Raw genomic sequence first — 21,149 nt, forward strand, 5'->3', positions numbered from 1 at the left:
ACAAGCTCTTCANCTCAGTTTTCGAAGAAAGCACTCGTTACCATACGTCTGAAAAGTTATCTGAAATTTTATCTTCTGAACTTATCTCAGGTCAAATACAGATTTTATCGGTACATTTCAATCCATCTTCGCCTAGTCGCAAGTTATGTATCTTTGGAATCACTAACTAATTGGACTTTTGTCTTAAAGACAATTATCGAATCCTTAGTGCATATAAATTAATTCAAAAAAATTTTGTTTGCTTTTTAATCAATTTGAATTTTAATTTCGGTTAAAAATTAAAATTCCTATCATTACACCTCAATTTTATTAAAGAAAAGTGACATAAAAGACAATGCAGTAATCATTAAGGTGGTGGGTTTTTGTGTCTCTTTTGTTAATACATGATTTTCATCGGTTTATTGCGCATTTTTTTGGACTTTATAGGTTATTCTCTTTAAGGCTTAAGCAGTTGTTTTTTTGTGATTTGTTTTGATATGTTTACATTGTGTTGTTTTGTTGAGCCATGAGTTTAGAAATAAAGCTTTTATTTTTTTGTTAAAAAAGGTAAAAATGAGTTGTTAATTTGATTTGCTATCAAATCTTAACTTAATATGAATTGCTAGTTAAAAATAAAAACGAATATCAACAGGGGAAATTTCAATGTTTGCTAAAAATAAAATACTTAGCTCCATTCAAATGTCTTTTCTTGCCGCAGCAACAATTTCAGGGTCGGTACTTGCTGAGGAACAAGGAAAGGAGGCAAAAGAGCTAGAAAGAATACAAATAACCGGATCTCGTATTGCGCGATATGAACTTAGCCAACCGTCTCCAACTATCACATTAACGGGTGAACAAATAGAGCAAGCAGGCATCCCCGACCTTGCGCAGGTACTTTCAGAATTACCAGCGATTGGTGCAACAGGTACGTTAAGAGCAAATACTGGGAGCAGTGAAAATGCAGGTTCAAGTACGATCGATTTACGTCGTTTAGGAACGGACAGAACACTAGTACTAGTAAACGGAAAACGACATGTAGCTGGTCAGCAAGGTTCTGCGGTTGTTGATCTATCGACTATTCCAACTTCAATGATTAAACGTGTTGAAGTGATTACCGGTGGTGCATCGGCGATTTACGGTTCTGACGCGGTCTCTGGTGTAGTTAACATTATTACGAGAGATGACTTTGAAGGCCTTGAATTGAAAGTAGGTTATAGTGACTCACTTCATGGCATTGGCAACAAAAATAAAACTTTCAGCTTAGTCGGTGGTGCATCAACTGCTGATGGTAAAGGCAACGCGACGGTTTACATCACTAAAGACTCTGTTGCTGAAGTAATGGAACGAGACATGCGCCATTACAGTGAAAGCGGCACTGTTGATAATCCAGCAGATACAGGCGAAGATGATGGTATCCCAGATAAGCTGTGGGCGCCAAATATTTTATCTGAGTGGATCAGTCAAACTTCTGTTTTAGATTATAGTAGAACAAACTACACTTTTGATAATGCAGGTAATGGCGAATTAATGCCGATGCGAGATTTGTCTAACTCTCCAGCTTTCGGTAGCTTCCCTGATGGCTGTGAGCTATGCTTTTCTACAACACGATACGAAAATTTTCTTCCTGAGCGTGACAAAGTTACGGTAGGGTCATTCTTTAATTACGAAATCAATGATAATGTTAAATTTTACTCAGACGTAAAATATGTACGTTCGGATATTATTCAACAGGCTCAGCCTGCGTATCGTTTTGGCGATGGTGATACCGTTAATTTATTAGAAAACCCTTTCGTGTCGCAAGAGACGCTTGACTTCTTCAAGGCTAAGGCTGCGCAGGACGATAGTGTTAACTTAGAAAGTATAAGTATACATAAATTCTTTGATGAGATAGGTAACCGAGAGGCACGTAACAAGCGTGAGACATTTAGATTGGTTTCCGGGATCAAAGGTGATTTCACACTGAGTGAAACGCTATTCGATTATGACGTTTACTATTCATACGGTCGCACCGAAAATGACCGTATTCAGGCTAATGATCTCATTATTGGTAACTGGGTTGCTGCATTAGATGCTGTCATTAACCCTGAAACAGGCCAAGCTGATTGTCGTGCTAATGTTCCATCTATGCAAGGGGAAGGCTACTCAAGTCCCGCTACGGTAGATGTGAATAGCTGTGTGGCTTACAACCCGTTTGGCTATGATCAAGCGTCTGAAGAAGCAAAAGCGTGGGTTAGTGCTAATGTCACTCGCCAGGATACGATTAAACAAAGGTATTTTGGCGGTTCGGTGTCGTTTGATAGTGCTGAGTGGTTCGAACTACCTGGCGGTGCTATGGGAATGGCACTCGGCTACGAAAAACGCTGGGAATCGTCGGGCTCGATTACTGATGAGTTAACTAAGTCAGGAGCTCTAAACGAGGTAGCGACGCCAGATACATATGGCGAATATGATGTGTCAGAATGGTTCTTCGAAGTTAATTTACCTATTTTATCTGATGCTTTCTTGGCGCACGAGTTAAGTGTTGACGGTGCTTTCCGTAGAGCAGATTATTCACACGCCGGTGAAGTAGACGCTTGGAAAGCTGGTTTCATGTGGTCTCCAGTGGAAGGTTATAGTCTTCGTGGTACTTATAGTGAAGCGGTGCGTGCTCCTAACGTAACCGAAGCATTCTCTCCTCGTAGCCCTGACTTTGCTCGCGTATGGGATCCATGCGATAAATCAAGATTGGCAAATAATCCTAATCGCGCAGCGAACTGTGCCGCCTTGGGTATTCCAGCTGACCATGTTGGTCAAGATAATGCTAGTAAACGGGTAATCATTGGCGGAAACCCAAATTTGACGCCTGAGGAATCAACTTCATTCACACTTGGTTTCGTTACTACAGCGTTTGAGGACTTCTCATTTAGTATTGATTACTATGATATTGAAATTGAAGACGCTATTCAGTCAATTACACCACAGACAGTAGTGAATAACTGTGTAGATGGCCCAGAGCTTGACCCTATTTATTGCTCGCAAATTACACGCGATCCAAACAACAAATCAGTTACGTTTGTTGAGTCTGGCTACCAAAATACCGCTAAACGTGTCTTATCAGGCGTAGAAGCTGACTTTAACTATAACCTTGATCTTGCAGACTTCTCGCTACCTGGTAGTGCAAAGATAAACTTATTCGTTAACCATGTTATCGAGTACGATACCTATGAATTCCAGAACAACCCTGATAAGCCTGACCGTCAAGACGGCGAAATCGGTGATCCAACATGGCAAGCGACTTTCAGGGCAACGTACAACTTAGATGACTTATCTGTCACTTGGAGTAGCCGCTTTATAGACAGATCCGCTATCATTAACTTGAAAGAAACGTACACTGTTGATGGTAAGAAAGAAGGTGATACGCCCGAAGATACCGCATATCCTTATGCACCGAGCATGGTATATCATGATTTATCGGCTCGCTACCTAGCAACTGAAGACCTTTCGGTTGAATTGGGGGTTCGTAATATTTTCGATAAACTTATACCTGATTACGTTGGTGGCAGAGGTACGTCATCATCGATCTACGATCCTTGGGGCCGCAGAGCGTTTGTTAATCTAACTTATAATTTCTAACTTTCGAAATTGAATTAGGGCCACCTTCGGGTGGCCTTTTTACTTTATGAATCACTAGTATATAATTTTCATGTTTAAACCATTTTTATCTATAAACTGTCCAGCTTAATTTAGCCTCTACGGCATATACATTTTCCTTTGCTTACGTTAACTCTAAATTTTTTCCAAGCCCTCAAGCTGCCCTTCTAATGACCAGCTTGCGCGATCTATTATCACCAAGGTAACTTTTTCATATCTTATGACTTTGAAGTATGCATCAAGATGATGCAGCGTGATTTCTTTGTTTGCATAGGTTGCAAACAGAGCTTTTTGCATTTCCATACTTGGACAAAGATGGGTGAGTGTAGTCAAATAGCAGTCGTTTTGTTACACAGAGTCATAAGGCTTTTCTCGTCCAAGCGAATAGTCGTATTTCTGACTAAAACTAGATACCCAATCGTTATATAATGGGACTTGAAGGATCATTCAGCAGGTCGATATTGCGGAAAAAACTTATCGTGCCTCAGAAGGTTGCTTGGGATGCTTTGAACAGTTTGTTATCCGAGAAAACTGAAAGGGTAGACACTGAAACCTTGAGCACCTGTCCAATATAAGCGCTGAAGTACAAGATTTTAAGTGAATACAAGATTTTAAGTGACAGCCACTTTCTCTTTTGCGTGGCCTTTCAAAGTTCAACTTAGTCGCTTCAATGTTCAATGAGGTTATTAGATCATAAACTTAGTCAAAATGGTATTAAAAACGAATATAGATTTTAGGGGGGAACTAATCTTTAGTGTTTGCATTGTTGTATCGATAGGAGCAGTTAAATGCCTTCACCGTTGATGGAAAAGGCATTGAGTAAAACTTACTCTAACCCTTTTTTAGAATACAATGTGACTTTGTCAGAAAGTAGCGTTACTTTAATATGTTTGTCTTCGCTTCCCCAAATGCAATTGGTATGTAGCGTTTTCTCTTCACATTTATCAGCAGAGCCAAGAATGTTCTCAACTTCAGTTTTATCCATGCCAACTTCAATTTTGTTGTAGTTTTCTAAATTTATTTTAGAACAGCCGGCTAGGGTGAGTAACGCAGCAGCAGTTAGTAGTTTTTTCATAGGGTTGCCCGTCTAATGTTTGTATTTTCTTATTTGAAAGATGACCCCAAGTTTGGGGTGATCTAAGTAATGTATGTCGCCGCTATACACGCGTGTATATTGAGACATACGAGCAGTACGAATATCGTTGCCGTCTTCGTACTTTAAATCTAAATCTGTGGTCACGTAAAGGTAATGTCTCACGTGAATTTTGATCAGGCCTTCAAGTTGCCAGTGCACTTGCTCTTTTGATTCCTGAATATTAAAACGGTTCGATAGTGAAGAAAACTGATCGTCATTTTCAGTTACGCTATAACTTGATGGTGACGCAAACTGTTTGCCACCAATAATTTCGATATTGGGAGCACGCTTATTACTTTGTTCTGGGAATCGCCAACCAGTGTGTAATAGTGGCTTGAGTCCTTTGCGTTTTAACTCGGCAATTTTGTTAGAAAAATTAAACTGTGACTTATCCAACAAATAAATTGAGTCCATATGTTCCTGTGGCTCAGCTTGTGGTGACAGAGGCAAAGTGCCGAATTTTTCAACATAGTTTACATCTGGGTCGCAAGAGCTAGAGCGTGCGCCGGATGTTAATCCACGAATAAAATCTTGCTCAGCAAACTGCTCACTGCCTTCCAAGCATAGTTTATAGCCGGTGGTATTAAAACCGCCGAATAATAGTGACATAATGTTTTTTCGATTGAGTGGTTCAGGTTCAATACTAAAGTCTTCTCGCAAAGAGAAACTAGGCTCTTGCTCAAATGCTATCATTTCTACTTCAAACCAGCGGGTGGCGTGTGCAGATGCGCTACTTACCAAAGCCGCTAGGATGGCCAGACTTTTTATTGTTTTCATGCTACAGCCTTTTTCTCAAAGTCATCAATCATCGCATTGACCAGTTTTAATCTCTCTTGGCCATTTTTCTCTTCGATCAGGAACTTCAGTTTATTCGCGCCTTCCATTCTATAGGTTGACGGGCTACTTTGTATCAATCCTATGATGAATGTTGGGTTAACTTTTGTATGACTACTGAACTCGAAGAAGCCACCTTTGGGGTTTGCTTCTACCTTGTTAATGCCTAATTGGGTTGCCTTTAGCTTAACAGACTGTACCGCAAAGAGGTTTTTAGCCGCATCTGGCAACAGCCCAAAGCGGTCGATTAATTCGATCTGCAGTTCATCGAGTTCGGCCAGTGATTTAGTGCTTGCGATGCGTTTATACATGCTAAGACGAATATTTACATCATGAATGTAGTCATCCGGTAGCAGTGCTGGGAATTTAAGGTCAACCTCACTTTGCTGCTGAAGTAGGTTATCGAGTGTTGGTTCTTTACCATTTTTCAAGGCTTCAACTGCTTGTTCCAGCATTTCCATATATAGTGTGAAGCCAACGGTTTGAATTTGACCGCTTTGGTCATCTCCCAGCAGCTCACCCGCACCACGGATCTCTAAATCGTGGGTGGCAAGGGCAAAACCTGCACCTAAGTCTTCGAGTTGCTCAATGGCCTGTAAGCGCTTGACCGCGTCTTTGGTTAAGGCTTGGCTATTCTTCGTGAGTAGGTATGCGTATGCTTGATGATGGCTTCGTCCTACACGGCCGCGAAGCTGATGTAATTGTGCCAATCCCAGTTTATCAGCTCTATCCATAATGATGGTATTAGCAGAGGGGATATCGATACCGGTTTCAATAATGGTTGTACACACCAGCACGTTATACTTTTGGTGATAGAATTCACCCATCAAGTGCTCAAGTTCTTTTTCACGCATTTGCCCATGGGCAGTGGTGACGTTGGCCTCTGGCACGAGCGCCGAGATATCAGCGGTGATTTTATCTATTGTCTCGACATTATTGTGGAGGAAGTAAACCTGTCCACCGCGCTTGATTTCACGTAATATTGCTTCGCGGATAAGCTCGTCATTGCGCTCTCGCACAAAGGTCTTTACTGCTAATCGTTTGGCTGGCGGTGTCGCGATAATAGAGAGATCACGCATACCACTCATGGCCATATTCAGTGTACGCGGAATTGGGGTTGCGGTCAGGGTAAGAATGTCGACATCCGCTCTAAGCTGCTTAATTTTTTCTTTTTGCCTCACACCAAAACGGTGTTCTTCGTCGACAATCAACAAACCCAAATCGGCGAACTTGATGTTTTCTTGAATAAGCTTATGGGTGCCTATCACAATATCAATTTTGCCTTCTTCAAGTTTTTGTAACGTCTCTTTTTGTTCTTTCGCTGAGTTAAAGCGCGAAAGCACACCGACTTCAACAGGCAGATCGGCAAAACGGTCTTTAAAGTTCTCAAAGTGTTGTTGGGCAAGGAGCGTAGTTGGTACTAAGACAGCCACTTGTTTGCTATCGTTGACGGCAACAAATGCAGCACGCATGGCCACTTCAGTTTTACCAAAGCCAACATCACCACAAACGAGTCTGTCCATCGCTAGGCTTGATTGCATGTCTGCAAGTACGGCAGTGATTGCATTGCGTTGATCGTCTGTTTCTTCAAATGGGAAGCTATCAGAAAAGTCTCGATAGGCGCTCGCATCTAGCTTAAATGCATAACCTGGTTTACTTTGGCGTTTTGCGTATATGTCTAGGAGTTCAGCAGCGACATCTCTGACTTTTTCAGCCGCTTTACGTTTTGCTTTTTCCCACGCGTCATTGCCCAGTTTATGAAGAGGAGCAGAAGCTTCTTCACCTCCAGAGTAACGACTGAGCATATGGAGCGAAGAAACTGGTACATAAAGTTTAGCGTCATTGGCATAGATGATAGTCACAAACTCGGTAGCAATACCCGCTGCATCTATGGTTTCTAGCCCTAAATAGCGGCCTACACCATGATCTAAATGAACAATAGGTTGACCTTCTTTTAACTCAGCGAGGTTTCGGATCAGCGCATCTTGCCCTTGCTCGTATTTATGTTTACGGCGGCGCTTTTGGGAGATCTTAACACCTAACAGCTCTTGTTCTGTGATGATAGACAGCGATTGTTTGTCCAGAAGTTTCACACTGGTAGCGAGTGGAGTGACGACCACACCAACATCTGAGTCGCTAGATACAAATTCTGCAATGCGCTTATAAGGCTTAAGCTTTAGCCCTGTTGGTTTTAATAAGGTAAGCAGTGACTCTCGTCGGCCCTCTGATTCAACACTGAATAACACCCGAGACTTTTGTTTTTTCTCAGCAGCGATGTAATCGAGGATTTTTTGATATGGATTAGCGTGTTTATGCTCAATGCGAACATCGTCGATTAATTCAGCTGCGACATTGCTATTGCCCGCTTTGGTTCCTAGCATCGCTTGACTAAGCTTTATTCGAGAGAAGCCGTTAAGGCCTTCAAACAAGGTCTCTATTGGCTGATATAGCTTGGCTGGTGAAAGTAGCGGGCGAAGTGGGTCAACCCGGCGATTTTCGTAGCGTTTAGATACGTCTTGCCAAAAGGTTTGCGCCGCAGATTCAATGTCGCCAAAAGGCATAAAAACAGTATCTTCAGGCAAGTAGTCAAACACCGTCGCTAATGAATCAAAAAAGAGCGGCAAATAGTACTCTATACCCGCAGGCCAGTTTCCTTTACTAACCTGCATATAGATGCTGTCTTTTTCACTACTTGCACCGAACGCTTCGCGGTAATTAATTCTAAAGCGTTCAATGTCTTCTGCATTGGTTGGGAATTCGTGCGCCGGTAATAAATCGATAGCATCAATCTCATCATTTGAACGTTGGCTTTCAATATCAAAATGACGAATGGAGTCTAACTCATCATCAAAGAAATCTAGTCTAAAGGGGAGTGGGCTACCCATGGGGTATAAATCAATAATAGAGCCTCGAACAGCAAACTCACCATGCTCCATTACCTGCTGAACATGACGATAACCCGCTTGAGTTAAGGTATCACGCAAGCTTTGTGCGTCTACTGTGTCACCTTTTCTTACCTGAAGACTCATGCCGTGGATAAAGCTAGGTGGTGCGGTACGTAGCATAAGGGTTGAAACAGGAATGATGAGTACGGATTGCTTTTCCTGTTTGAGTGTATTTAGCGTAGCAAGACGCTGAGAAATAATATCTTGATGTGGTGAAAAGTGATCATAGGGTAATGTTTCCCAGTCAGGAAACATCATGACAGGCGTATCTTTTAAAAGATACGCTAGTTCATGCTCAAGGCGAAGTGCAGAGGGGGTGTCGGGGGTGACGAGTACAACTAAGTTGTCATGTTGTTGGATGTGCTCACTCAAACACAGTGATAAGCTACTGCCAACCAAATTGCCCCACGAAATTTTATCCTTGTTTGATTTTACCCAAGGTAAATTGTTCCATTGCACATTCGCCATTGATTACTCCTATTTATTAATCGCGATAAATTTTGCAAAGATCCTGATAGTGATCGATTCGTCTGTCTCTTAAATACGGCCAGATGCGACGAACGGATTCACTGCGTGCAAGATCAACATCAACAACCGAGATTTCCTCAGCTTCTTCAGATGCATGCAATAACATTTCACCTTGCGGACCGGTAACAAAAGAATTGCCCCAGAATTGAATACCTTCACTTTGACCCGAAGGGTCTGATTCATGGCCAACACGGTTAACGCTAATCACAGGTACTCCGTTAGAGACTGCATGTGCACGCTGTGCAATTATCCAAGCATCTCGTTGACGGATTTGCTCTGCTTTATCATCACGAGGATCCCAGCCAATTGCCGTTGGGTAAATTAAAAACTCAGCGCCCGCCATTGCCATCAGACGCGCACCTTCTGGGAACCATTGATCCCAACACACTAATACGCCTAATTTGCCGACAGAAGTCTGAATTGGAGTAAAGCCCATGTCGCCAGGAGTGAAGTAAAACTTTTCATAAAAACCTGGGTCATCGGGAATGTGCATTTTACGGTATTTGCCGGCGATCGTACCGTCAGACTCAAGTACAACTGCGGTGTTGTGATAAAGCCCTGTTGCACGCTTTTCAAATAACGACGCAACGATGACAACATTAAGCTCTTTTGCAAGTGCGCCTAGTGAGTCTGTGCTTGGGCCTGGAATAGTTTCCGCTAAGTCGAAGAGAATTGTGTCTTCTGTCTGGCAAAAATACAAGCTGCGGTGCAATTCTTGTAAAACGATAAGCTTAGCCCCCTGACTTGCCGCTTTTCGGATACCGTCACAGGTTTTTGCAAAGTTGTTTACGAGATCTGTAGAGTTGCTATGTTGAACAATACCAACTTTGATGTTTTTTTCAGTCATGGTACTTACCTTAAAAAACCTTTTGGTAACTGCATCGTAATACAGTGCAGGCTACCGAATTGATGGATGATTGGTAGGCAGTTTACGCCAATTACCGTTCTTTCTGGGTGAGCAAGAGAGACTTTGTCCAACGCTTCTTGATCTTTGTCGTCGCCATAGATAGGTACTAACACCGTTTTATTCAAGATCAGATAGTTTGCATAGGTGGCAGGTAATCTCTCACCCTCATTATCAAACTTAGCACTAGGCCAAGGTAAACTAATCAAACGGTATGGATCGCCATTTGGGGTGCGAAATGTGCGTAGCTGCTGCTCCATTTTATTGAGGGCATCATAATGCTCGTCTGACTTGTCGTCGCACTTTACATATACCAAGGTGTTATCTGGTGCAAAACGCACTAAAGTGTCGATATGACTGTCAGTATCATCCCCGGCTAAGTATCCATGATCTACCCACAAGAATGACTCTGCACCCAACTCTTTTTGCAACAATAGTTCTAATTCGGTTTTACTTAGATGTGGATTGCGATTTGGGTTCAACAGACACTCTGAAGTAGTCAATAGAACATTGGACTCGTTGATCTCAATACCGCCGCCTTCAAGTACCACGTCGACCTTCTCAAAGGTACAGTGTGAGTTGAGAACCTGTTTGGCAAGCTGCTGATTGATCTTATTGTCTAAATCCGCAGCAAACTTGTTACCCCAACCTGTAAAGGTGAAATCTTTAATACATAGATTACCTGTACTTGTTTGCGTCGTAAGTGGACCGTGGTCGCGGGCCCAGGTGTCATTACAAGGCGTAACAACAAAGTGACACTTAGCTAAGCTAACCTCAGCTGTGCTGAGTAAGTTTTCGATATGCTGTTTTAGCGCTTCATTATGCGCCACGATAACGACTTCTTGAACTTGGGTAATATGTTGGCAAAGTGCAACGTACACAGGTTCAACGTCACTGAGAATGTCGCTCCAATCGGTATCAGAATGCGGCCAAGTAAGCATGATTGCGTCTTGTGGTGCCCATTCTGGGAGTAAAGTAAAACTCATTAAATCATCACCATATAATAATAAGCCTATAGTTTATCATTAACCTCAGGTGTGTCAGTAAGTTTTATGAAGATAATTGAGTATTTAAAGAAGGCACCTAATGCGTTAAATGCCTTATTGGTCTTTTTGCTGCTTTAGCTTAAGTTGTCTGGTCTGGGCGTGTAAGCTCGCCCGTACGAGCAACTCTTGATCCGCTTCTCTAATAGCGGTAAAGGCGAGGGTGAATTTACCATCTTGCTTGGCAATGACTTCTGAGTAGCAAAAGATAGCACTGGCTTCATTGCGCAAAAATATTTTAGTTCGTAACGATTGTCCGACCTCATAATCTGCTTCTAACGTTGCGGTCAGACCGCCGCCGCCGTAGCTGTCACAAAATAGATGACTGTCATCAGGTTCTTCGGTTGCGAGAATATGGCTGATAATTAAATCAATCTTACGTGATTGCGCCTGCAAATAAGCTGCTAACTCATTGGCAATATCACCCAGATTACGAAGTGGTCGCAGGGCATTAAGATCTAACTCATTAATTTCGTTCGCGAGCTTAAATAGCGGCGGAATTGCAGCTTCTAATTGATATTCGTTCTCTGGAACCATATTGTCATCAACCGGATAGAGGTTGATCTGAACCTGTTCAGCTATCTGAAAATACTGTTCAAATAATTCCTGCAAATTCGCTTTCATGTTTTATCTCTTGGCATCGCGCCGCTTTACAACTGTCTCTATAGTAACGGTTTAGTTTACCGATAATCAAACTTTGAATTGCTCAAGTAGTTGTTCTTGGGTTGTTATCTTTTCTACTTGAGACTGCATGGTGGCATCAACGCTCTTAGCTTCGCTATACACCGACTCGGAAATACCGCGAATTGATGAGCTACTGCTATTCACGTTATTTACAATATCATTTTGCTCATTCAGCATATCAGCAATACGTGAGTTCAAATCAACAATATGGCGAATGGCGCTGCGCATATCTTCAAGCGCGGCTTTGGTTTGGTCTGCCTTTTCAACCGTTTTATCGACATAATGTTGGCTTTGCTTCATTACAGTAACCGCACTTTCTGAACCTGACTGTAGTTGACTTATCATTCCACGGATTTCAGTTGTGGCTTCTTGTGTTCTTTGTGCAAGCGATCTCACCTCGTCTGCAACGACGGCAAAGCCGCGACCAGACTCACCAGCCCTTGCGGCTTCAATGGNGCTAGGAGGTTAGTTTGCTCGGCGATACTGTTGATAACAGATAGTATTTGTTCAATAGCCGTAGACGAGCTTTCTAACTCAGTAACTACGGTCATTGCCGAACTGATCTGATTAGATAGCTCTTGAATTGTTTCCGTTGTTTCCGCAACGATTGTTTCTCCTTGGCGAGCAACTTGATCGGTGGTTTTAATTGCTTCAGCGGCTTCATGGGCAGATTGTGTTACTTGATGCTCAGTTGCAGACATGTGTGTTGTTGCTTCATCAAGGACTTTGATACTTGCTAATTGCTCTTGAATGGAAAGTTTGGCTTTATTTGCGACCTTAGATGTTTGTTGAGCATCGTTTAATACCTCGTGGCCCAGACCCTGAATATTCGCTATTAGAGACTGTAAGCTACTGGTAAAGGCATTAAAATTTTGCGCCAGTGCTGCAAATTCGGGTTCATGCTCGGTATTTAATCGTACGGTTAAGTCTGCATTACCACGTGCGATAGCAGCCATGGCGGTGTTGATTTCGTCAAGTGGCTTTAATAATAAACTAATCACAAAAGAAAGTAGCACAGTTGCGAGTGCCACAGAAATAAAGGCAAATATGGCTGCATCTCTTTGCAGTCGTGAAAGTGCAGCAAAAACGGTGTCTTCATCCAGCATCACCCCTAAATACCAATCTAAGCCTTCGACCTCTTTAAACTGCACTAATTTTTCTTCGCCGTTAACTTCAACGTATTGGATATTTTCTGAGAGACTTATGTCACCGAGAAATGCACGAGAAGACTTACCATTTAGTTTTACATCAGGGTGTGAGATAGTCGATCCGTCTTTACTTACCATAAAGGCAAAGCCTGCGCCTAGCAGGTTAAACGAGTTAATCATTTCGCCGAGTTTTGCCAAACTAACGTCGTAAAAAATTGCGCCGTTAAATTGGCTTTGTTTAAACACAGGTGCACCAATTGATACTACGATTTCGTTACTTACCGCATCAGCGTAAGGCGCTGTGATAATTAGCTTTCTTGCAGTTTTTGCGTCGGTATACCAAGGCCGCTTTCTCGGGTCCCAGTTTGCACCGGGGTTCCAATTTGGATCGCTTGCGACATATTTTCCAGTTTGCTCTTCACCATAACCTATCAGTAGGAAAGAGGTTGTGAGCTGTGGCTGCGAGAGAATAGGAAAGGCTGCGTCTAAGGTGTCAGTGGAAGCAACGAGATTGGTAGCAAGCGCGGCGAGATCGGTTGCTCCTTTCATTTGCGCAGTGACAGTGTTACCAATCCCCTGAATTATTTCATCCACACTTTGTTCAGCTTGCGCTTTGATTGCTGATTGCACGGAAATATATTGAATAACAGATAAGATCAGTAATGCTATTAGCAGCACAAGCGCAGAGACGGATACGACTTTGTGTTTAAACTTCACGGCCACACTCCAATAAGTTTGATACATTAAACTTATGACATTTAATAAGAAAATGCCAAACCTTCTGCACTACATTTGAAGCTATTTCAAATTATTGCGTTTATATTAATTATTTATTCATGGCGCAATTCTTACTCTTTAATACTTAGAAGAGGAGGAAACATCATGTACAAACCCGTTTTAACAGCAATTGCCTCGGCGATGATACTCGTTGCATGCGGTGGCGGTTCAGGTTCTGACTCAAACGACAACAACACCTCACAACCAACTCAAAAAACCACCGTAAGTGTTGGTGTTTCAGATGCTGCTGTGAATAATCTTGCAGAAGTCAACCTTGTTATTCAACGGCTGATATTTAGAGCATCTGGAAAAGAAGATGTGACATTTGATACCTTGGATGCGCAGGGTAATCCAATGAAGATCAATCTGCTTGAGTATACGGGTGATGATATCTATTTGGTTGTAAACGACCAAGAGATCGATGCTGGGGATTATGAGTGGATCAGAGCCGATGTTGTAAACGGCAGTGCTGGGTCGAATTTTGATTTAACTTCTAGCGTGCGTTTTTTAGATGGTAGTCAAGCACCATTAGCCGTAACCCGTAAAGGTAACGATGGTGTAGGTGAAATCCAACTCAATAATTTCTCGCTAAATGAAGGTGAGAACCAAATCGTATTGGAGTTTGACTTAAATAAGGCGCTGTTGAAGCGCACAAATGATGACACGGTTTATCTAAAACCAACAGCTGTCCGTTTGGAGAATCTATTAACCAGTTTTGAGATTGAGGGCATGGTTAGCGAGTCTGTAAAAAATGCATGTGTAGCGGATAATGCAGATCTAGCTCCTCTAGTCGGAGAGTACAAACATGTTGTTTATCTTTATAAAACGGATGTTGCAGTGCCAAGCGACATCAGTGATGAAGATTCAGCGCCAGTAGCAACCGCAAACTTAGATGCTGAGAGTGAATATGAGATAGCATTTATTGGTTCTGGAGATTACAAAGTAGGGTATTCGTGCTTAGGTCATTTAGATGATGCCGAAACGATAGATGCAGATTTTAGTTTGTATCAAGCAAAAGACGTTACATTAACCCAAGATACCGAAGTGAATTTTGAGACAAACTAACGCCAAACAGAAAGGGCTTCAATTGAAGCCCTTTTTACTACTTAAAATTCAAAATTAAGCATTTTCTAGTGCAGCGCGTGGGTCAACATATTCCATGTTGAAGCCTTCTGCCACTTCTTTACAAGTTACTTGACCTTTCAGAACATTTAGGCCGTCCATAAAGTGTTTGTCATTAAGTAGCGCTTGTTTGTAGCCTAGGTTTGCAAGCTTGATGATGTACGGAAGCGTTGCATTGTTAAGTGCAAACGTTGAAGTACGAGGTACAGCACCTGGCATGTTCGCTACACAGTAGTGAACTACGTCGTCAACAATGTATGTTGGATCTGCGTGTGTAGTCGCTTTAGAAGTAGCAATACAACCACCTTGGTCGATTGCAACGTCAACGATAGCAGCACCAGGCTTCATCGCTTTGATGTGTTCTGCAGTTACAAGCTTAGGAGCTGCTGCACCAGGAATTAGTACACCACCAATCACAAGGTCTGCTTCAAGTACGTGTTTTTCAAGTGCATCAGCCGTTGAGTAAATAACTTTAGCTTGGCTACCGAACTGTGCATTCAAAGAGCGTAGCACATCAATGCTACGGTCAAGAATAGTTACGTCTGCGCCTAGACCTACAGCCATTTGCGCTGCGTTACGGCCAACCATACCACCGCCGATCACAACAACTTTAGCTGGTTCAACGCCCGGCACACCACCTAGCAGCATACCACGGCCTTCACGTGACTTTTCAAGCGCTTGAGCACCAGCTTGAATTGACATTCGACCAGCAACTTCTGACATTGGTGCTAGCAGTGGAAGACCACCACGTGCATCAGTTACCGTTTCGTATGCAATACAGATAGCACCGCTCTTGATTAGATCTTCTGTTTGTGGAAGGTCTGGTGCTAGGTGAAGGTAAGTGAATAGAATTTGGTCTTCACGTAGCATCGCGCGCTCAACAGCTTGAGGCTCTTTTACTTTAACAATCATATCAGCAGTAGCAAAAACGTCTGCCGCCGTGTCTAAAACTTTAGCACCAACTTGAACATAATCTTCGTCAGTAAAACCAATGCCAATACCAGCATTTGTCTCAACAACGACTTCGTGACCGTGATTGATTAGTTCACGAACGCTCGCAGGAACCATACCAACGCGGTATTCGTGGTTTTTTATCTCTTTAGGTACACCAATAATCATAATATTCGCCTCAAAATAAGAACGGGGTAAAATTTTTGACTATTATATTTACCTATAGCCAGTGTGTCTCACTGTTTTAATATTTTAATGTAGTGATATACTCTGAATTAATGATTCATTCAGGATAAAAAACTACACTATGTATCAACAACTAGACAGAATCGACAGAAAGATTTTAGTCGAACTTCAAAAAGATGGCAGAATTTCAAACGTAGAATTAGCCAAACGCATAGGATTGAGCGCTACGCCTTGCTTGGAGCGAGTTAAAAAGCTGGAACGAGAAGGATTTATTCGGGGTTATAAAGCCGTAGTCGATCCTGCTAAGCTTGGACAGGGACTTTTGGTGTTTGTTGAAGTTACAGTGAATAAAAACTCGCCTGATGTATTCGATAGATTTAATCAAGCAGTAAAGCAGCATGACGAAATTATTGAATGTCATCTTGTGTCCGGTAGTTTCGATTATCTATTGAAAACACGAGTGACCGACATGTCAGAATATCGAGGAGTATTAGGAGAAATTTTACTTAAGCTGCCAAGTATCAGTGAAAGTCGCACTTTTGTGGTCATGGAAGAAGTAAAAGGAGAAGAAGGAGAAGTAATAAAACCTTGTGCACCTTGAGGTATTTCTTGGTAAGGTGTAAGTATATACAGCAATACTAACGCAAATCACTAATTTGCTGACGTTTTGGGCTTACATAGCCCAGAAAAGAAACAGAAAAAAGGTTTAATTACAATGCGCTTAAATGGTGTGCAACGCCTCTTAGAGACAGGTTTGATTGTAAGCACGGCTGCAGCAATATTTATGTTGTGTGCGTTGATAAGTTTCGACCCAGCAGACCCTGCTTGGACTCAATCTGGTGAGTACGTAAAAGTAAACAATATAACGGGTGCTGCCGGAGCTTGGCTGGCAGACATTATGCTGCTGAGTTTCGGTTGGCTGGCGTTTTTGATCCCAGCGGCGCTGCAGTTTCTTGGTTATCTGCTGTTTAAAAAACCGCATAAGCTACTGCAACTCGATTACACCACGCTAGGTTTACGCCTTATTGGCGCGACACTGTTTATTACCTCTGCAAGCGCAATCAGCAGCATCAATTTCGATGATATCTATAATTTCTCATCTGGTGGGGTAGTAGGGGATGTGGTTGCAGGAGCCATGATGCCTGCCTTTAACTTCACCGGTACTTCTATACTATTACTGTGCTTTTTCTTTGCAGGAATGACGCTACTTACCGGTGTATCTTGGGTTGAATTCGTTGATTATTTGGGTGAAAAGGTACTCGCCGGCTTTAGATGGTTACGCGATCGGCTGACAGCAGAGCGCAATATAGAGCAAACGCAGTCAGTTTCACAGAAACCTGAGGGTGCTGGCACCAAAACGGATAGAGTAGAAAGTGAGACACCAATAATAGCTACCGAGAAAATAAATGATTATGAGCAGACTCTCCAGCAGCAAACCGATACTGAAACTGATATTGACTTCGATGCTGAAGAAGAACCTAGTGGACTTGGCAAATTAAAAGATAAATTGTTCCGCAAAACGAACACTGAATCTACACCTCAAACTTCGCCTGCACCGCACTCTGATCTACAAGAGAAGAAAGAACCGTCGGTGTTCGATGAGCTAGATGATATCCTTGAGCAAGAAATCAACTTTTCAGCGATAGAGGATGAGCCACTGGATACTGTCGCAGCATTAAATGCCTTGGATGAAGCACCTGTGCACGAAACCAAAGTGGTTTCTCCGGCAAGGCCTCTAAAGCCTAAAGCACCTGAAAAGGCGGCCAATGGTTATCAGCCTCCACCAAGCGCAAAAGAGCAATTTGAAGCGCTTCTAGAGGCTCAGCCACCTGCAGAACCATTGCCTTCATTAGATTTGTTGGATAGGCCGGACAAGGCTAAGAATCCAATTTCGCAAGAAGAGTTAGAGCAGGTTTCGCGGTTAGTTGAAACTAAACTATTAGACTTCAATGTCCAAGCACAGGTAGTTGGTGTGTATCCAGGCCCTGTCGTTACACGCTTTGAGTTAGATCTCGCGCCGGGCATTAAAGTGGCTAAGATCACCGGTCTGGCAAAAGACTTAGCGCGTTCATTATCTGCAGTCTCAGTGCGTGTAGTTGAGGTTATCCCAGGCAAGACGTACGTGGGTTTAGAGCTACCTAACAAACACCGCGAGATCGTACGTTTGTCCGAAGTGATAGATGCTCCTAAGTTTGAACAAAATCCATCTCCTTTGACTATGGTGCTTGGTAAAGATATCGCAGGCCAGCCGGTCGTTGCTGATTTAGCCAAAATGCCGCACCTGCTGGTGGCTGGAACAACAGGCTCTGGTAAGTCAGTGGGCGTTAATGTCATGATCTTAAGCTTGTTATATAAGTCGCCACCAGAAGATGTGCGAATGATCATGATAGATCCGAAAATGCTCGAACTTTCAGTCTACGAAGGTATCCCGCACTTATTGTGTGAAGTGGTTACCGATATGAAAGAGGCAGCAAACGCGCTACGTTGGTGTGTGGGGGAAATGGAACGCCGTTACAAGCTGATGTCTGCACTCGGTGTCCGTAACCTTAAAGGCTACAATCAAAAGATTAAAGACGCTAAAGAAGCGGGTCACCCAATTTTAGATCCACTCTTTAAAGATACAGACGGTATGGCGGATGAACCACAAGAGCTAGATAAATTACCGAGTATCGTGGTCGTTATAGATGAATTTGCCGACATGATGATGATTGTTGGTAAAAAAGTAGAAGAGTTAATTGCACGTATTGCACAAAAAGCACGAGCGGCAGGCATACATTTAGTGCTGGCAACACAGCGCCCATCAGTGGATGTCATTACGGGTTTGATCAAAGCGAATATACCAACGCGAATGGCGTTCCAAGTATCAAGTAAGATTGATTCACGTACAATCCTAGACCAACAAGGCGCAGAAAACCTGTTGGGTATGGGTGACATGCTCTATCTGCCGCCAGGAACGAGTGTTCCGGTTCGTGTACATGGCGCGTTTGTTGACGATCATGAAGTGCATGCGGTAGTGAGTGACTGGAAAGCAAGAGGTAAACCAAACTACGTAGAAGAAATTCTATGCGGTGAAGCAACTGAGGATATTTTACTACCAGGCGAAGCACCGGAAGGTGGGGATGAAGAGTCTGACCCACTTTATGATGAAGCCGTTGGGTTTGTTATTGAAACAGGCAAAGTGTCTGTTTCGAGTGTACAACGTAAGTTAAGAGTTGGTTATAACCGTGCCGCTCGATTAGTTGAGCAAATGGAAATGTCGGGAGTGGTAAGCGCTCCTGGTCATAATGGTGCACGAGATGTATTGGTAAAAGGTGGAGCCAATTAATGAAAAAATTTAAGCAAATTGCGTTGCTAACGGTATTATCAAACCTCCTTATTCAGCCTGTGTGGGCTGATGAGGCAGCGATGCAAAGTCTAAAAGGAAGACTGGCTGAATTAACCAGTTTTCAAGGTAAGTTTGAGCAAATCGTTAAAGATCAAGATGGCAATGAGTTGCAAACCGGTGAAGGGGCGATAACCTTAGCGCAGCCATTAAAAATCCGCTGGCAACAAGAGATGCCAGATGACACTTTATTTGTATCAAGCGGAGCAACAACCTATTACTACGATACGTTTGCTGAGCAAGTAACCATCCTAGATACGACTAAACTTATTGATACTACGCCATTCGTGTTACTTACGACCCAAGAGGATAGTCAATGGTTAAAGTACGACGTAGCACTTAATGGTCAAGAATACCTGATCACGCCAAAAAACAAAGTAGACTCGCAGGTAGAGCAATTAACACTGCGTTTTGATGATAAAAACGATGGCTTAGCACTATTGAAAGTGAACGATATTTCAGGTCAAGTCTCTACGTTTAGCTTTAAGGAAAGCAAAGTCAATGCGCCAGTAAAAGAGAGTTTGTTTGAGTTTACAATTCCACAAGGAGTGGTCGTAGACGACCAAAGAGGCAGTGACTAGTTTAGGGTTTGATTTTACACCAGATGTACGACCGTTGGCCGCAAGAATGCGGCCAACCTCGTTAGAGTATTATGTTGGGCAAAGCCATATTTTGTCCAAAGGCTCTGTGCTTTATCGTGCGATCGAATCAGGGCGCTGTCATAGCCTAATCCTTTGGGGGCCACCCGGAGTGGGTAAAACCACCCTTGCTGAGATCATTGCCAACTATGCGGATGCAGAGCTTATCAAGCTTTCCGCTGTAAGTGCAGGAATTAAAGAGGTTCGTGAAGCGGTCGTCGATGCTAAAAACCGATTAGCTCAATTTGGTAGACGTACGCTGTTATTTGTTGATGAAGTACATCGCTTTAATAAATCCCAGCAAGACGGGTTTTTACCTCACATTGAAGATGGCACCTTTATTTTTATTGGCGCGACCACTGAAAACCCTTCTTTTGCACTGAATAACGCGATCTTGTCCCGCGCGCGTGTTTATACCTTACAATCGCTTGTCGAGGACGAACTAGGTCAAGTACTTAAAGACGCGTTGTCACGCGATGAACAGCTGTCGAAATTAGCTATCGCTATTGATGACAACGCACTTGAACTCATTGCCAAAGCAGCTTCGGGAGATGCGAGAAAGGCACTTAATCTGCTGGAGCAGGCGGTTGACTTAAGTTTTGAGCCAAACTCAAGCACTCATTTGGTGAATGAACTGGTACTAAAACAAGTGTTGCCCAGTCAATTATCAAGTTATGACAATAAGGGCGACCTATATTACGACCTAATCTCAGCGTTTCATAAGTCGGTTCGCGGCAGCGCACCAGATGCGGCACTTTATTGGTATTGCAAAATATTAGCAGGCGGAGGCGATCCGCTATATGTTGCAAGGCGATTGCTGGCGATCGCCACCGNGCAGATCCAAGAGCGATGCAAGTAGCGTTAAATGCTTGGGATATATTTCATCGTGTTGGGCCAAGCGAAGGAGAGCGTGCGATAGCACAGGCAACGCTCTATCTCGCGAGTGCGCCAAAAAGTAATGCGGTCTACATGGCGTTCAATCAAGCTAAACGCGATGCTGCAAGTGATCCGAATTACCCCGTACCTGAACATCTCAGAAACGCACCGACAAAACTAATGAAAGAGCTGGGTTTTGGCGAAGAATACCGTTATGCGCATAATGAACCTGGTGCCTTTGCCGCTGGAGAAAATTACTTTCCAGAAGCCATTCAAGAGCGACAATATTATCATCCTACAGATAGGGGACTTGAGAAACAAATAGCCGACAAGCTCAACTATCTACAGATGCAAAATGCACAAAGTAGCACCAAGAGGTACAAGTAG

At 42.9% G+C, this 21,149-nt stretch carries 15 protein-coding genes and 1 pseudogene; 6 read left to right on the top strand and 10 right to left on the bottom strand.

Features of this window, described 5'->3' with window-relative positions:
• Positions 1-642 precede the first annotated feature (642 nt).
• Positions 643-3,591: a TonB-dependent receptor gene (locus CKO50_RS02425; RefSeq protein ID WP_095726854.1), complete on the top strand. Its 2,949-nt coding sequence runs from the start codon at positions 643-645 to the stop codon at positions 3,589-3,591.
• Positions 3,592-3,744: 153 nt separating this feature from the next.
• Here the strand turns inward: CKO50_RS02425 and CKO50_RS23880 are convergent, their stop codons facing one another.
• From CKO50_RS23880 to CKO50_RS02460, 9 genes are all read right to left on the bottom strand, one after another.
• Entirely contained in the window at positions 3,745-3,912 is a 168-nt protein-coding gene (locus CKO50_RS23880) for a hypothetical protein (protein ID WP_217989640.1), read from the bottom strand.
• Between the two features lie 523 nt (positions 3,913-4,435).
• Positions 4,436-4,684, bottom strand: coding sequence for a DUF3862 domain-containing protein (locus tag CKO50_RS02430; RefSeq protein WP_095726855.1), 249 nt, complete (start codon positions 4,682-4,684; stop codon positions 4,436-4,438).
• 12 nt (positions 4,685-4,696) lie between these two features.
• A complete protein-coding gene (locus tag CKO50_RS02435; protein ID WP_095726856.1) occupies positions 4,697-5,521 on the bottom strand; it encodes a CsiV family protein in 825 nt (274 codons plus the stop codon).
• Positions 5,518-8,991: a transcription-repair coupling factor gene (mfd, locus tag CKO50_RS02440; protein ID WP_095726857.1), complete on the bottom strand. Its 3,474-nt coding sequence runs from the start codon at positions 8,989-8,991 to the stop codon at positions 5,518-5,520. Before mfd ends, CKO50_RS02435 begins: the two co-directional genes overlap by 4 nt.
• A gap of 16 nt (positions 8,992-9,007) precedes the next feature.
• Positions 9,008-9,898: a carbon-nitrogen hydrolase gene (locus CKO50_RS02445; RefSeq protein WP_095726858.1), complete on the bottom strand. Its 891-nt coding sequence runs from the start codon at positions 9,896-9,898 to the stop codon at positions 9,008-9,010.
• Between the two features lie 5 nt (positions 9,899-9,903).
• A complete protein-coding gene (locus CKO50_RS02450) occupies positions 9,904-10,941 on the bottom strand; it encodes an agmatine/peptidylarginine deiminase (RefSeq protein ID WP_095726859.1) in 1,038 nt (345 codons plus the stop codon).
• A 114-nt stretch (positions 10,942-11,055) separates the two neighbouring features.
• Positions 11,056-11,622: a hypothetical protein gene (locus CKO50_RS02455; protein WP_010372743.1), complete on the bottom strand. Its 567-nt coding sequence runs from the start codon at positions 11,620-11,622 to the stop codon at positions 11,056-11,058.
• 66 nt (positions 11,623-11,688) lie between these two features.
• Complete coding sequence (locus CKO50_RS24375) at positions 11,689-12,078, bottom strand: methyl-accepting chemotaxis protein (RefSeq protein WP_255229109.1); 390 nt, start codon at positions 12,076-12,078, stop codon at positions 11,689-11,691.
• Entirely contained in the window at positions 12,075-13,547 is a 1,473-nt protein-coding gene (locus CKO50_RS02460) for a methyl-accepting chemotaxis protein (RefSeq protein ID WP_255229111.1), read from the bottom strand. Before CKO50_RS02460 ends, CKO50_RS24375 begins: the two co-directional genes overlap by 4 nt.
• Positions 13,548-13,712: 165 nt before the next feature.
• Here CKO50_RS02460 and CKO50_RS02465 point away from each other — a divergent pair, with 165 nt between their 5' ends.
• Positions 13,713-14,672 (top strand): DUF4382 domain-containing protein, encoded by a 960-nt coding sequence (locus CKO50_RS02465; protein WP_095726860.1) that lies wholly within the window; start codon positions 13,713-13,715, stop codon positions 14,670-14,672.
• A gap of 54 nt (positions 14,673-14,726) precedes the next feature.
• Here CKO50_RS02465 and ald read toward each other — a convergent pair whose 3' ends face one another.
• Complete coding sequence (gene ald / locus CKO50_RS02470; RefSeq protein ID WP_095726861.1) at positions 14,727-15,848, bottom strand: alanine dehydrogenase; 1,122 nt, start codon at positions 15,846-15,848, stop codon at positions 14,727-14,729.
• A gap of 139 nt (positions 15,849-15,987) precedes the next feature.
• Here ald and lrp point away from each other — a divergent pair, with 139 nt between their 5' ends.
• The 4 genes and pseudogenes from lrp to CKO50_RS02490 all read left to right on the top strand — a co-directional run bounded on the left by lrp (position 15,988) and on the right by CKO50_RS02490 (position 21,149).
• The gene (gene lrp / locus CKO50_RS02475) at positions 15,988-16,467 is read left to right on the top strand and encodes a leucine-responsive transcriptional regulator Lrp (RefSeq protein ID WP_095726862.1); all 480 of its coding nucleotides are present in this window, start codon (positions 15,988-15,990) and stop codon (positions 16,465-16,467) included.
• A 114-nt stretch (positions 16,468-16,581) separates the two neighbouring features.
• Positions 16,582-19,191 (top strand): DNA translocase FtsK, encoded by a 2,610-nt coding sequence (locus CKO50_RS02480; RefSeq protein WP_095726863.1) that lies wholly within the window; start codon positions 16,582-16,584, stop codon positions 19,189-19,191.
• Positions 19,191-19,829 carry an outer membrane lipoprotein chaperone LolA gene (gene lolA, locus CKO50_RS02485; protein WP_095726864.1) on the top strand — a complete coding sequence of 213 codons (639 nt, stop codon included), beginning with the start codon at positions 19,191-19,193 and terminating at the stop codon, positions 19,827-19,829. Before CKO50_RS02480 ends, lolA begins: the two co-directional genes overlap by 1 nt.
• Positions 19,822-21,149 (top strand): annotated as a pseudogene (locus tag CKO50_RS02490) (replication-associated recombination protein A). Before lolA ends, CKO50_RS02490 begins: the two are co-directional and overlap by 8 nt.

The organism is Pseudoalteromonas sp. HM-SA03 (genome assembly GCF_002289345.1).
GTDB lineage: Bacteria > Pseudomonadota > Gammaproteobacteria > Enterobacterales > Alteromonadaceae > Pseudoalteromonas.

What these genes read in the sequence shown, in the direction of transcription:
- CKO50_RS02430 (WP_095726855.1), bottom strand. Translation starts at nt 4,684, where the DNA reads ATGAAAAAACTACTAACTGCTGCTGCGTTACTCACCCTAGCCGGCTGT.
- CKO50_RS02435 (WP_095726856.1), bottom strand. Translation starts at nt 5,521, where the DNA reads ATGAAAACAATAAAAAGTCTGGCCATCCTAGCGGCTTTGGTAAGTAGC.
- ald (WP_095726861.1), bottom strand. Translation starts at nt 15,848, where the DNA reads ATGATTATTGGTGTACCTAAAGAGATAAAAAACCACGAATACCGCGTT.
- lrp (WP_095726862.1), top strand. Translation starts at nt 15,988, where the DNA reads ATGTATCAACAACTAGACAGAATCGACAGAAAGATTTTAGTCGAACTT.
- CKO50_RS02455 (WP_010372743.1), bottom strand. Translation starts at nt 11,622, where the DNA reads ATGAAAGCGAATTTGCAGGAATTATTTGAACAGTATTTTCAGATAGCT.
- CKO50_RS02445 (WP_095726858.1), bottom strand. Translation starts at nt 9,898, where the DNA reads ATGACTGAAAAAAACATCAAAGTTGGTATTGTTCAACATAGCAACTCT.
- CKO50_RS02425 (WP_095726854.1), top strand. Translation starts at nt 643, where the DNA reads ATGTTTGCTAAAAATAAAATACTTAGCTCCATTCAAATGTCTTTTCTT.
- CKO50_RS02480 (WP_095726863.1), top strand. Translation starts at nt 16,582, where the DNA reads ATGCGCTTAAATGGTGTGCAACGCCTCTTAGAGACAGGTTTGATTGTA.
- CKO50_RS02450 (WP_095726859.1), bottom strand. Translation starts at nt 10,941, where the DNA reads ATGAGTTTTACTTTACTCCCAGAATGGGCACCACAAGACGCAATCATG.
- CKO50_RS23880 (WP_217989640.1), bottom strand. Translation starts at nt 3,912, where the DNA reads ATGGAAATGCAAAAAGCTCTGTTTGCAACCTATGCAAACAAAGAAATC.
- CKO50_RS02465 (WP_095726860.1), top strand. Translation starts at nt 13,713, where the DNA reads ATGTACAAACCCGTTTTAACAGCAATTGCCTCGGCGATGATACTCGTT.
- mfd (WP_095726857.1), bottom strand. Translation starts at nt 8,991, where the DNA reads ATGGCGAATGTGCAATGGAACAATTTACCTTGGGTAAAATCAAACAAG.
- lolA (WP_095726864.1), top strand. Translation starts at nt 19,191, where the DNA reads ATGAAAAAATTTAAGCAAATTGCGTTGCTAACGGTATTATCAAACCTC.